Below are 12933 nucleotides of genomic sequence, written 5' to 3'. Positions count from 1 at the left end.
GATATTAGTGGTGCAATCCCGACTCTCTCACGGACTATGGCCATGCTTAAAAATATACGGGTTATTACAGGCATCATTATTGCTCTTTCAGTATTTTGTCTTCTTCAACTGGTTACTGGGGGTCTTTTCTACTCTGCGGTCAATAACGACAGGGTCAACTTTCAGAACACTGGCGTTCTGAACGCGCAGCAAGAAAATCTTGGCGACAGCGTGAACACGCTTATCAAAACACGCGTTACCGTTACCCGCGTGGCAATCCGCTTTTTGAAAAACCAGCGCGATCCGGCGTCGCTGGCCAGCATTGAAAAACTGCTCACTACGGCGGCTGATTCTCTGGGTAAGTCAGAAGGCTATTTCAACAACTATAAAAGCACACCGCGCGTTGCCGGTCAGGACGCTGCATTAGCCGACGAAGTGGCGCAGAACATCACCAAAATGCATGATGTGTTGCAGCAGTCGATCGCTTTCCTGCGCGCCAATAACTATGAAGCCTATGGTAACCTCGACGCGCAGCAAGCGCAGGATGATATGGATGCCAGCTACGCCAAATGGCGGGCGGAAAACAACACCTTCCTGCAAGCCGCCGCCCAGCAAAACCAGAGCAGTTTTACCAGCATGCAGTGGACGCTCGGCGTGATTTTGTTGGTGGTAATTGCGGTGATGACCGTTATCTGGCTCGGTTTGCAGCACTTGCTTCTGCGCCCGCTGCACAGCGTGATGGGGCATATTCGCGCTATCGCCGGGGGCGATTTGACGATGAGCATTTCGGCCGAAGGGCGCAACGAAATGAGCCAGCTCGCCGCCGGCTTACATGAAATGCAAACATCGCTGGTGAAAACCGTCAGCGCGGTGCGTAACAGCTCGGATTCGATTTACACCGGCGCCAGCGAAATCTCCACCGGCAACAACGATCTCTCGTCGCGTACCGAGCAACAAGCCGCCTCGCTGGAAGAGACCGCCGCCAGCATGGAACAGTTAACAGCCACGGTGAAACAGAACACCGACAACGCCCGACAGGCATCGCATCTGGCGAAAAACGCCTCCGATACCGCCGCGCGCGGTGGCGAAGTGGTGAATAACGTGGTGCGCACGATGAGCGAAATTTCCGACAGCTCGCAGCAAATCGCCCATATCACCAGCGTGATTGACGGCATCGCCTTCCAGACCAATATTCTCGCGCTCAACGCTGCGGTAGAAGCGGCGCGTGCCGGTGAACAGGGCCGTGGTTTTGCGGTGGTGGCAGGCGAAGTCCGTACGCTGGCAAGCCGCAGTGCGCAGGCGGCTAAAGAGATCAAAACCCTGATCGATAACTCGGTGAACCGGGTAAACTCGGGTACCACGCAGGTTGCTGAAGCGGGCGATACGATGAAAGAGATCGTCAACGCTGTTACGCGCGTGACGGATATCATGGGTGAAATCGCTTCCGCCTCTGAAGAACAGAGCAAGGGAATTGAGCAAGTGAGCCTCGCGGTATCGCAGATGGACAGCGTAACTCAGCAGAACGCCGCGCTGGTACAGGAATCTGCTGCCGCTTCCGCCGCGCTGGAGCAGCAAGCCGAGCAGTTGCGTCAGGCGGTTGCCGTGTTCCGTGTTAACGGACACAACCCACTCCTGAGTGCAAAACCGGGCAAACCGCAAGCCACGCCACTGCGCCCGGTCGCTACCGCAGCGCCTTCAAGTAGTGACAACAACTGGGAAACGTTCTGACACCCGCAAAAAACCAGCGCGATATGCTTCGCGCTGGCTTTTCTTCCTTTCACGATGATGTTTTTAAGCCGGATGGCGCTGCAACGCAGTAGCGGTTACTGGCTACTGCTTGCCCGCCTCTTGTGCTGCATCGCTCTGTTTTGCGGTCTGCAAAAAGACCGCAAACTGCTGCCATTGCTGCTGTAGCGCGCTGATGTGGTTTTCCTCGATATCACGCATAAACGGCAGCGTTCCGCTACTGTCCACTGACTGATTAAACTGTGTAAACCAGCTATCGCTGTCAGTACCGCTGGCGGTGATACTCAGCATTTGATTGCGTACCGTCTGGGAGGCATGAGTGCCCGCACTCAGTTGATCAATCGCCTGCTGATGTTGCCTGGCTTGTGTTGTATTGCCCAGGCTTTGCGCCAGATTCGACGCCTGTGTCAGCACCACGCGGTTAATCTGATCGGCCTGATCGGCTTTATCAGCAATAAAACCAGCGACAAACGCGCTGGCCTGTTGCTGATAATCAGCAGAGATGTACTTTGACACCACCTCATTCAGCTTCGCCTGGGTCATCGACAGATCCATCGCGCTGGTAGTGTAATCACCGCTCGTTTGCGGTGAGACCAGCGCCTGATGCAGCGCGGCGGCCATGTCATCAGGGTTAACGGTTGAGTGCTGGAAAAAGTCGATAAATTTCACCGCGTCGCCCGCGCTTTGCGGATCGGAATAGAATTCGCTGGCGAGGCTTGGCCCACGGGCATAAGTAGCCATGTTGGCATTGCGAACCACCGCCATTGCCTGAGCCCTCTTTTCGGCTTCTTCTTTGGTTGGCGGCGTGTGCCCTTCCATGCCCTTCGCCAGCGCTTCTGCTGAAATGTTGACGGAAATCGAGCGCTCCGTGACGATCTCTTTTCCGGCAAACGTGATGGTTTTTGACTGACGTACTTCGGGCAACGTCTGTAACGCGACAGCCGAACCGACATCCTGAATGCTCATATCTTCTCCATAGAATTAACGTTCATCAGTCGGTTATCGTCTGCGTCGTATCGGTTCTTTACTTTTTTGCGCAAAATTCACGCAAAACCACCATAAATTGGGGTGTTATCAGGTGAGTTTTAATAATGGGCGGAGACCCGCCCGACAGGGGTTAATTGCGGGTTTGCACCCAAAACGCGTGGATAAGGCCAGGGAAATAGCCCAGCAGTGTAAGCAGGATGTTAATGATAAATGCCCATCCAAAGCCTTTGCCAAGCAGCACGCCCAGCGGCGGCAGAATAATGGTAAATACAACTCGCCAGAAACCCATATAAACCTCCTGTGCAACGTCATTCCAGCTGATTGAAAAAAAAGACAATCCCTTAAAGATTAGCCACTTTGACTGTACCTGCCACTTTCACTGGCCGTGTTTACCCTCTTTTACGCTGTACCCTGGCAGACGTTCAGGCTATGTTTATCTTCACAAACTCATTACAAAAGGAGCAAAGCATGTTTTCTGTCGGCGATATTGTGCAGCCACGCATTGGCGGGCCAAAATTGAAAGTTCTGGAAGTCCATCAGGATCAGATTGTCGCGGTTCCGGCCCACGACGAGCAGGCAGCAAAAATCACGCTGAAAGCGGAAGATGTCTCTTTGTATAAAGAAGACGGTGATTTTGGCGTCTGCTGATCGGCGGCGGTGGGCGTTCACCCACCGCTTAAAACTTCATTTCCATTCAAAAAAACCGCATAAACAAGCAACCTCATTTTCAGCACTAAACACTGCCATTCACGCTTAGTTAGCATAAAAAATGCTGCCTAATGTTTTATTTTCTTCCGCAAAGCATAGCGCTCTAAAACCCGCCCATTTTGTCACCAGCCGCTCAGTGCGCCACATCACACAAAACATACAAGCATTTGATAAATAAAATATTTTACAACCAACCCAACAAAAATAATGAAATGCGTAAAATTCACGCAAACACAGAGCACTTTATCCAATAAAGAAAAGAAAATAAAAATTTATAGCTAGTTGTTAGTTTCAATGCAGACAGATAATCTACACACATCAAACCAGCCGTTTCAAAACGCTAACACGACCGTTCATTAGCCTGTTTATTGATTATCAAGGAGCACCACCATGTTCTCTTCGCAGTCTCGCCTGCGTCACGCCGCTGCGGACACCTTTGCTATGGTTGTCTACTGTTCGGTAGTGAACATGTTGATTGAAATATTTCTCTCCGGAATGAGCTTTGAACAGTCACTTTCATCGCGGCTGGTGGCTATCCCGGTGAACATTATTATCGCCTGGCCTTATGGCATGTATCGCGATGCATTTATGCGTTACGCCCGCCGTATTAGCCCGTCTGGCTGGATGAAAAATCTCGCCGATGTGCTGGCTTATGTGACCTTCCAGTCACCGGTGTATGTCGCTATTTTGTGGGGAGTCGGTGCCGACTGGCACCAGATTGTCGCCGCAGTCAGCTCTAATATTGTGCTGTCGATGATGATGGGCGCAGTGTACGGTTACTTCCTCGATTATTGCCGCCGCCTGTTCCGGGTGAGCAACTACCATCAGGCCAAGGCCTGATGGCGGGCGGCAGGCTTCGGTCTGTCGCCTTTTAGTGCGCTTCGCCAAATAACCCCGTAATAAACTTTTCCAGCGCCACGCGCGAACTAAAGCCGTGCGGAATGCCGTAATGCTCCTGCGCATCGCCGCCGAAATAGAGCGGGAAATTCTGGTAGTGATCGCACAGTTTGATGTCCGAGGCGGGTTCCGCAAGCGACGAACTGCGTTCTTTCAATGTGGGGTGGATCACCAGCGCCGTGCGTCCCATACGCGCTTCGCGGTTAACATACACATAATTTTCGCCACGGCGATAACCATAGGTTTTCGGCGTGGCCACATCCATGGTAAATCCCACTTTTTCCAGCACGCGCGCCACTTCATCGGGTCTTAAATACATAGATTTTCCTCGTCATCTTTCCAAAGCCTCGCCACCTTACATGACTGAGCATGGACCGTGACTCAGAAAATTCCACAAACGAACCTGAAAGGCATGATTGCCGTCTGGCCTTGAAAATTATGGTCTAAACTAAAATTCACATCGAAAACGAGGGAGGATCCTATGTTTAACAGACCGAATCGCCGTGACGTAGATGAAGGTGTTGAGGATATTAACCACGATGTTAACCAGCTCGCTGACAGCCTCGAAGCCGTGCTGAAATCCTGGGGCAGCGACGCGAAAGACGAAGCGGAAAGCGCGCGCCGTAAAGCACAGGCCCTGCTGAAAGAGACCCGCGCACGCATGCATGGCCGCAGCCGTGTGCAACAAGCGGCGAGAGACGCCGTGGGTTGTGCCGATACGTTTGTGAAAGACAAACCCTGGTGCAGCGTTGGCGCTGCCGCTGCAGTCGGTATTTTTCTTGGCGCGCTGCTGAGCTTGCGCCGCTAACAGATTTCCACCCTGCTGACCCCTGCTGGTTTCAACGCCCGCAGGGGTTTTTATTTGTCTGCACATCGCCCTTTTCTGTACGAAACGCGTACACACCGCCCTTACCCATTGTTTCTATCCTCCGGGCAAAGCCTATGACAATTTCCTATATATTGTGTGGTTGCATCTTTAAATAACTACATCTAGTATTCAGATCAGTAACACAGACACTAACTGACGCGAACCTTCGCGCCGCCAATCCATTTTAGACGGAAATACGAATTATGCGCATTACCATTTACACTCGAAATGATTGTGTTCAGTGCCACGCCACCAAACGTGCGATGGAAAGCCGTGGCCTGGCGTTCGAAATGGTGAACGTTGACCACGTGCCGGAAGCGGCAGATGAGCTGCGTGCGATGGGCTTTCGTCAGTTACCGGTGGTTGTCGCCGGGGAAACAACATGGTCCGGTTTTCGCCCGGATATGATTAATCGCTTACATGCCGCGCCGAGCGTCGCCAGCGCATGAGCACTCTCGTCTACTTCTCCAGCAGCTCGGAAAACACGCAGCGTTTTATCGCGCGTCTCGGGCTGCCGGCGGTGCGCATTCCGCTTAATGAGCGTGAACGCATCCAGGTAGACGAACCCTATATCCTGGTGGTGCCCAGTTATGGCGGCGGCGGTACGGCAGGTGCGGTTCCGCGCCAGGTGATCCGTTTTTTAAACGATCCGCACAATCGCGCATTGATTCGCGGCGTGATCGCCTCCGGCAACCGTAATTTCGGTGAAGCCTTTGGCCGCGCAGGCGATGTGATATCGCAAAAATGCGCCGTGCCGTATCTGTATCGTTTTGAGTTGATGGGCACTCAACAGGACATCGACAACGTGCGTAAAGGAGTGAGCGAATTTTGGCTACGACAACCGCAGAGCGCGTGATGCAATCCGCGCCCGATTTCCACGCGCTGAATGCGATGCTGAATCTTTATGATAAAGACGGCCGCATTCAGTTTGATAAAGACCGCGAGGCGGTGGACGCCTTTATGGCAACCCATGTGCGCCCGAATACCGTGACGTTTAACAGCCAGGATGAACGTCTGAACTGGCTGGTGGCGGAAGGTTATTACGATGACAGCGTGCTGGCCCGTTACGACCGCGCGTTCGTCGTTGACCTGATTGCCGATGCGCACGCCAGCGGTTTTCGCTTCCAGACCTTTCTCGGCGCATGGAAGTTTTACACCAGCTACACGCTGAAAGCCTTTGATGGTAAACGCTATCTTGAACATTTCGAAGATCGCGCCTGCATGGTGGCGCTGACGCTGGCGCAGGGCGATAAAACGCTGGCGCGCCAGTTAACCACCGAGATCCTCTCAGGCCGTTTTCAGCCCGCGACGCCAACGTTCCTCAACTGCGGCAAACAGCAGCGCGGCGAGCTGGTCTCCTGTTTCCTGTTACGCATTGAAGACAATATGGAGTCGATTGGCCGCGCGGTGAATTCCGCGTTGCAGCTTTCCAAACGCGGCGGCGGCGTGGCATTTCTGCTCTCCAACCTGCGCGAAGCCGGCGCGCCGATCAAGCGCATTGAAAACCAGTCCTCCGGGGTGATCCCGGTGATGAAAATGCTGGAAGATGCCTTTTCCTATGCCAACCAGCTTGGCGCACGCCAGGGCGCAGGCGCGGTTTATCTGCACGCGCACCACCCGGATATTCTGCGTTTTCTCGATACCAAGCGCGAAAACGCCGACGAGAAAATCCGTATCAAAACCCTGTCGCTGGGCGTGGTGATCCCGGATATCACTTTCCGTCTGGCGAAAGCAAACGCTGAGATGGCGCTGTTCTCGCCCTATGATGTCGAACGTTTATATGGCAAACCGTTCGGCGACGTTGCTATTAGCGATATGTACGAGCAGTTGCTGGCCGACGATCGCGTGCGTAAAAGCTACATTAATGCCCGCGATTTCTTCCAGACGCTGGCGGAAATCCAGTTTGAATCCGGCTACCCGTACATCATGTTTGAAGATACGGTCAACCGCGCCAATCCGATTGCCGGGCGCATTAACATGAGCAACCTGTGCTCGGAAATTTTGCAGGTCAACAGCGCCTCGACCTTCGATGAGAATCTTGATTACGCCAATACCGGGCGCGATATCTCCTGCAATCTTGGCTCGCTGAACATTGCGCACACGATGGATTCCCCGGACTTTGGCCGCACGGTGGAAACCGCCATTCGCGGTTTAACCGCGGTGTCCGACATGAGCCATATCCGCTCGGTGCCCTCGGTGGAAAACGGCAATGCCGCCTCGCACGCCATCGGGCTTGGGCAGATGAACCTGCACGGTTATCTGGCGCGCGAAGGCATCGCCTATGGCAGCGAAGAGGGACTGGATTTCACCAATTTCTACTTTTACACCATCACCTGGCATGCGCTGCATACCTCAATGATGATCGCCCGCGAGCGCGGTCAGCATTTTGCCGGTTTCCCGGCCTCGCGCTACGCCAGCGGCGAGTATTTCAACCAGTACCTTGAGGGTGACTGGCAACCGAAAACGGAAAAAGTGCGGGCGCTGTTTGCACGTGCTGGCATCACCATCCCAACGCGTGAAATGTGGCAACAACTGCGTGACGATGTGATGCACTACGGGATCTACAACCAGAATCTACAGGCCGTGCCGCCCACCGGGTCGATCTCGTATATCAATCACGCGACATCAAGCATTCACCCGATTGTGTCGAAAATTGAGATCCGCAAAGAGGGCAAAACCGGGCGCGTTTACTACCCGGCGCCGTTTATGACCAACGACAACCTGGCGCTGTACGAAGACGCCTACGAAATCGGGCCGGAAAAGATCATTGATACCTACGCCGAGGCCACGCGCCATGTGGATCAGGGGCTCTCGCTAACGCTGTTCTTTAAAGACACCGCCACTACTCGCGATATCAACAAAGCGCAGATTTACGCCTGGAAAAAAGGCATTAAGTCGCTGTATTACATTCGCCTGCGCCAGCTTGCGCTGGAAGGCACCGAAATCCAGGGCTGCGTGTCCTGCGCGTTGTAAGGAGAAAAGGATGAGCCAACTATCACGCGTCAGCGCGGTGAACTGGAACAAAATCCAGGACGATAAAGACCTGGAAGTGTGGAATCGCCTGACCAGCAACTTCTGGTTGCCGGAAAAAGTGCCGCTGTCGAACGATATTCCTGCCTGGCAGACGTTAAGCCCGGCAGAACAGCAGCTTACTATTCGCGTTTTTACCGGTCTGACGTTACTCGACACCATTCAGAACACCGTCGGCGCGCCCGCGTTGATGGCGGACGCGCTAACCCCGCACGAGGAGGCGGTGTTGTCGAATGTCAGCTTTATGGAGGCGGTGCACGCCCGCTCTTACAGCTCTATTTTCTCTACGCTGTGCCAGAGCAGAGATGTCGACGCCGCTTACAGCTGGAGCGAAGAGAACCCCGCATTGCAGCGCAAAGCGCAGCTGATCCTGCACTATTACCGCGCCGATGAACCGCTGAAGAAGAAGATCGCCAGCGTGTTTCTGGAATCATTCCTCTTCTATTCCGGTTTCTGGCTGCCGATGTACTGGTCGAGCCGCGGTAAGCTCACTAACACCGCCGATTTGATTCGCCTGATCATCCGCGATGAAGCGGTGCACGGCTACTACATTGGTTATAAGTACCAGAAAGGGCTGGAAAAAGTGAGCGCGGAAAAACGCGAGGAGTTGAAAACGTTCGCGCTGGATCTGCTGATGGATCTCTACGAGAACGAACTCAGTTACACCGACGATCTGTACGCCGGGAGTGGCTGGGCCGAAGATGTGAAAGCGTTTCTCTGCTACAACGCCAACAAGGCGCTGATGAACCTCGGTTACGAGCCGTTATTCCCGCCGGAAATGGCCGACGTGAACCCGGCAATTTTGTCCGCGCTCTCGCCAAATGCCGATGAAAATCATGACTTCTTCTCCGGCTCCGGCTCGTCATACGTGATGGGCAAAGCCGTCGAAACCGAAGATGAAGACTGGAACTTCTAATCTTTCATTCCTCTCCTGAAAGGGAGAGGAATATTCCCGTTGATATTGCACTTAAAATAACCCGCCACGAAAAAAGGATATTATTATTTTAATAATGCCTTCGTGATTTCCCGGCACAATATCCCTTCAGCTTCTACACTGTAATTGTTTCGTCATTTTCATCTGAATCAGCACTATTCAGGTGCGATTCCCCGACGAATTTCAAAAAAATCTCATCCGCCGCCAGCCCTTATTTCATGGGAAATGGCGGCAATTATCGCTTAAGCAAATTCTTAAAGACGGGAAATTCAGGGTTGTCTCAGATTCTGAGTATGCTAGGGTATATCCAGTCAATTATTCTCACCAGGTACGATATCGACACAATAAATAACAGGAACTCTATTATTGCATGGCAATTAAATTAGAAGTTAAAAACCTTTATAAGATATTTGGCGAGCATCCGCAGCGGGCTTTCAAATATATTGAAAAAGGACTTTCGAAAGAACAAATTCTGGAAAAAACGGGTCTGTCGCTTGGCGTGAAAGACGCCAGTCTGGCCATTGAAGAAGGCGAGATATTTGTCATCATGGGGTTATCCGGATCGGGTAAATCCACTATGGTACGCCTTCTCAATCGCCTGATTGAACCCACCCGCGGACAGGTGCTGATTGACGGCGTGGATATCGCCAAAATATCGGACGCCGAATTACGCGAGGTGCGCAGGAAAAAGATTGCGATGGTCTTCCAGTCATTTGCGCTAATGCCCCATATGACGGTGCTGGATAATGCCGCCTTTGGCATGGAATTAGCCGGTATTGCGGCGCACGAACGCCAGGAAAAAGCGCTGGATGCGCTGCGTCAGGTTGGGCTGGAGAATTATGCGCACAGTTATCCGGATGAACTTTCTGGCGGTATGCGCCAGCGTGTTGGTCTGGCGCGCGCATTAGCCATCAACCCCGATATCTTATTAATGGATGAAGCCTTCTCCGCGCTCGATCCATTAATTCGCACCGAAATGCAGGATGAACTGGTAAAGCTTCAGGCTCGCCACCAGCGCACCATTGTATTTATTTCCCACGATCTGGATGAAGCCATGCGTATTGGCGACAGGATTGCCATTATGCAAAACGGTGAAGTGGTACAGGTCGGCACGCCGGATGAAATATTGAATAATCCGGCCAATGATTATGTGCGCACCTTCTTCCGTGGTGTGGATATTAGTCAGGTATTTAGCGCCAAAGATATTGCACGGCGTACTCCCGTTGGGCTGATTCGCAAAACGCCAGGCTTCGGCCCGCGTTCGGCGCTGAAAGTGTTGCAGGATGAAGATCGTGAATTCGGGTATGTAATTGAACGCGGCAATAAGTTTGTCGGCGTTGTTTCCATCGACTCCCTGAAAGAGGCGCTCGGTCAAAGCCAGGGGATCGAGGCGGCGTTAATCGACTCCCCGCTTGCGGTGGATGCCGAAACGCCGCTCAGCGAGTTGCTCTCCCACGTTGGACAAGCGCCCTGCGCCGTACCGGTGGTCGGTGAAGAGCAACAGTATGTGGGCATCATCTCTAAACGGATGCTGCTGCAGGCTTTAGATCGCGAGGGGGCAAACAATGGCTGATCAAAACAACCCGTGGGATAGTGCACCGGCAACCGACAACGCCGCGCAGTCTGCGGATGCCTGGGGCGGCGGTAGCGCACCAGCCGATGGCGGCAGCACTGACTGGCTGCACAGCGCGCCGGCACCCGCGCCGGAACACTTCAATATTATGGATCCGTTCCACAAGACGCTGATCCCGCTCGATAGCTGGGTAACGCAGGCGATCGACTGGGTGGTGATGCACTTCCGCCCGTTGTTTCAGGGCATTCGCGTACCGGTGGATTACATTCTCAGCGCGTTCCAGCAGATGCTGCTGGGCATGCCCGCGCCGGTGGCGATTATCCTTTTCTCGCTGATCGCCTGGCAGATGAGCAGCGCCGGAATGGGCGTTGCCACGCTGGTATCACTGATTGCTATTGGTGCTATCGGTGCCTGGTCGCAGGCGATGGTGACATTGGCGCTGGTACTGACCGCCCTGCTGTTCTGCGTGGTGATCGGTTTGCCAATGGGCATCTGGCTGGCACGTAGCCAGCGCGCGGCGAAAATCGTTCGCCCGCTGCTGGATGCGATGCAGACCACCCCTGCGTTTGTCTACCTGGTGCCGATTGTGATGCTGTTTGGTATTGGCAACGTGCCGGGCGTGGTAGTGACGATTATCTTCGCCCTGCCGCCGGTGGTACGTCTGACTATTCTCGGCATCAACCAGGTGCCGGCCGATTTGATCGAAGCCTCGCGCTCATTTGGCGCAAGCCCGCGCCAGATGTTGTTTAAAGTACAGTTACCGCTGGCCATGCCCACCATTATGGCGGGAATTAACCAGACGTTGATGCTTGCCCTCTCCATGGTAGTGATCGCCTCGATGATCGCCGTTGGCGGGCTTGGCCAGATGGTACTGCGCGGTATTGGCCGCCTTGATATGGGGCTTGCCACCGTTGGCGGCGTGGGGATTGTTATCCTCGCTATCATTCTCGACCGCCTGACGCAGGCTGTCGGTCGCGATTCCCGCAGCCGCGGTAATCGCCGCTGGTATCAAACCGGCCCGCTGGGTCTGCTGACCCGCCCTTTCGCTAAATAATCTGTCGCCCGGCAACTCGCCGGGCAGCAGTATCCCACCTGAACAATAAGGAACAACGATGCGACATAGCGTACTTTTTGCCACAGCGTTTGCCACCCTTGTCTCGACCAGTGCATTTGCTGCGGACGCAGAACTGCCAGGCAAAGGCATCACCGTGAAGCCTTTTCAAAGCACTATTGCCGAAGAGAGTTTCCAGACATTGCTGGTGAGCCGCGCCCTTGAAAAACTCGGTTACACCGTGAATACCCCGGACGAAGTGGATTACAACGTGGGTTACACCTCAATGGCGGCGGGCGATGTCACCTTTACCGCCGTCAACTGGCAACCGCTGCATGACGACATGTATGCCGCCGCCGGGGGCGACAAAAAATTCTACCGTGAAGGCACCTATGTGACCGGCGCGGCGCAGGGGTATTTGATCGATAAGAAAACCGCCGAGAAATATCACATCACCAACATTGAGCAGCTAAAAGATCCGAAAATCGCCAGGCTGTTTGACGGTAACGGAGACGGCAAAGCCGACATGATGGGTTGCTCACCGGGCTGGGGCTGCGAAGCGGTGATTAACCACCAGCATCAGGCTTATGGTCTGGAAAACACTGTCACCGTTAGCCACGGGAACTACTCGGCGATGATGGCGGATACCATTACCCGTTTCAAAGAGGGTAAACCGGTGCTCTATTACACCTGGACGCCGTACTGGGTCAGCGACGTGCTGAAACCGGGTAAAGATGTGGTCTGGCTGCAAGTGCCGTTCTCTTCCCTGCCGGGGGAACAGAAAGATATCGACACCAAACTGCCAAACGGCATGAACTACGGGTTCCCGGTGAATACCATGCATATTGTTGCCAACAAAGCCTGGGCCGAGAAAAACCCGGCGGCGGCGAAACTTTTCGCCGTGATGAAACTGCCGCTGGCCGATATCAATGCCGAAAACGCCATGATGCATGCAGGCAAATCCTCTGAAGCGGATATTCAGGGTCACGTTGATGGCTGGATCAAAGCGCACCAGCAGCAGTTCGACGGCTGGATCAAAGAGGCGCTTGCCGCACAGAAATAACCTGTCGCCGTCACCCCTTCAACAGCGCCATCGGTTTTTTGCCGGATGGCGCTTTTGCTTATTCAGGCAGTACCTGTTCGCCTGTTGCCTGTTCGCC

The 12933-nt window shown here is 53.7% G+C and carries 14 protein-coding genes; 11 read left to right on the top strand and 3 right to left on the bottom strand.

Annotated features, from left to right (window positions below; translation table 11 throughout):
- Positions 1-42 precede the first annotated feature (42 nt).
- Positions 43-1707 carry a methyl-accepting chemotaxis protein gene (locus AAIG26_RS22835; RefSeq protein ID WP_020454898.1) on the top strand — a complete coding sequence of 555 codons (1665 nt, stop codon included), beginning with the start codon at positions 43-45 and terminating at the stop codon, positions 1705-1707.
- Between the two features lie 102 nt (positions 1708-1809).
- Here AAIG26_RS22835 and AAIG26_RS22830 read toward each other — a convergent pair whose 3' ends face one another.
- Both AAIG26_RS22830 and AAIG26_RS22825 read right to left on the bottom strand, forming a co-directional pair.
- Positions 1810-2691, bottom strand: coding sequence for a hypothetical protein (locus AAIG26_RS22830; protein WP_343181549.1), 882 nt, complete (start codon positions 2689-2691; stop codon positions 1810-1812).
- Positions 2692-2842: 151 nt separating this feature from the next.
- Positions 2843-3001, bottom strand: a complete 159-nt coding sequence (locus AAIG26_RS22825; RefSeq protein ID WP_017459341.1) for a YqaE/Pmp3 family membrane protein — start codon at positions 2999-3001, stop codon at positions 2843-2845.
- 179 nt (positions 3002-3180) lie between these two features.
- Between AAIG26_RS22825 and AAIG26_RS22820 the strand changes: the two genes are divergently transcribed.
- Both AAIG26_RS22820 and alaE read left to right on the top strand, forming a co-directional pair.
- Positions 3181-3360, top strand: coding sequence for a hypothetical protein (locus tag AAIG26_RS22820; RefSeq protein WP_020454900.1), 180 nt, complete (start codon positions 3181-3183; stop codon positions 3358-3360).
- A 450-nt stretch (positions 3361-3810) separates the two neighbouring features.
- Complete coding sequence (alaE, locus tag AAIG26_RS22815) at positions 3811-4260, top strand: L-alanine exporter AlaE (protein WP_017459339.1); 450 nt, start codon at positions 3811-3813, stop codon at positions 4258-4260.
- A 31-nt stretch (positions 4261-4291) separates the two neighbouring features.
- On the opposite strand, the gene AAIG26_RS22810 is transcribed toward alaE, so the two are convergent.
- Positions 4292-4636 carry a DUF2002 family protein gene (locus AAIG26_RS22810; RefSeq protein WP_017459338.1) on the bottom strand — a complete coding sequence of 115 codons (345 nt, stop codon included), beginning with the start codon at positions 4634-4636 and terminating at the stop codon, positions 4292-4294.
- A gap of 162 nt (positions 4637-4798) precedes the next feature.
- Here AAIG26_RS22810 and AAIG26_RS22805 point away from each other — a divergent pair, with 162 nt between their 5' ends.
- From AAIG26_RS22805 to proX, 8 genes are all read left to right on the top strand, one after another.
- Positions 4799-5125, top strand: coding sequence for a DUF883 domain-containing protein (locus AAIG26_RS22805; protein ID WP_017459337.1), 327 nt, complete (start codon positions 4799-4801; stop codon positions 5123-5125).
- A 263-nt stretch (positions 5126-5388) separates the two neighbouring features.
- Complete coding sequence (gene nrdH / locus AAIG26_RS22800; protein ID WP_020454901.1) at positions 5389-5634, top strand: glutaredoxin-like protein NrdH; 246 nt, start codon at positions 5389-5391, stop codon at positions 5632-5634.
- Positions 5631-6041, top strand: a complete 411-nt coding sequence (gene nrdI, locus AAIG26_RS22795; protein ID WP_065370252.1) for a class Ib ribonucleoside-diphosphate reductase assembly flavoprotein NrdI — start codon at positions 5631-5633, stop codon at positions 6039-6041. Before nrdH ends, nrdI begins: the two co-directional genes overlap by 4 nt.
- Positions 6014-8158 carry a class 1b ribonucleoside-diphosphate reductase subunit alpha gene (nrdE, locus tag AAIG26_RS22790; protein WP_343181548.1) on the top strand — a complete coding sequence of 715 codons (2145 nt, stop codon included), beginning with the start codon at positions 6014-6016 and terminating at the stop codon, positions 8156-8158. The genes nrdI and nrdE overlap by 28 nt, the downstream gene beginning before the upstream one ends.
- Before the next feature lie 10 nt (positions 8159-8168).
- A complete protein-coding gene (gene nrdF / locus AAIG26_RS22785; protein ID WP_343181547.1) occupies positions 8169-9131 on the top strand; it encodes a class 1b ribonucleoside-diphosphate reductase subunit beta in 963 nt (320 codons plus the stop codon).
- A 388-nt stretch (positions 9132-9519) separates the two neighbouring features.
- On the top strand, positions 9520-10722 hold the full coding sequence (gene proV / locus AAIG26_RS22780) for a glycine betaine/L-proline ABC transporter ATP-binding protein ProV (RefSeq protein ID WP_097407986.1): 1203 nt from the start codon (positions 9520-9522) through the stop codon (positions 10720-10722).
- Entirely contained in the window at positions 10715-11776 is a 1062-nt protein-coding gene (gene proW / locus AAIG26_RS22775) for a glycine betaine/L-proline ABC transporter permease ProW (protein WP_343181546.1), read from the top strand. Before proV ends, proW begins: the two co-directional genes overlap by 8 nt.
- A gap of 58 nt (positions 11777-11834) precedes the next feature.
- Positions 11835-12836, top strand: a complete 1002-nt coding sequence (gene proX / locus AAIG26_RS22770; protein WP_020454907.1) for a glycine betaine/L-proline ABC transporter substrate-binding protein ProX — start codon at positions 11835-11837, stop codon at positions 12834-12836.
- Positions 12837-12933 lie beyond the last annotated feature (97 nt).

The sequence above is a fragment of the Kosakonia sp. PSU_27 genome (assembly GCF_039409795.1).
In the GTDB taxonomy this organism is placed as follows: Bacteria; Pseudomonadota; Gammaproteobacteria; order Enterobacterales; family Enterobacteriaceae; genus Kosakonia.
This window is presented reverse-complemented; position numbering and strand designations above follow the sequence as displayed.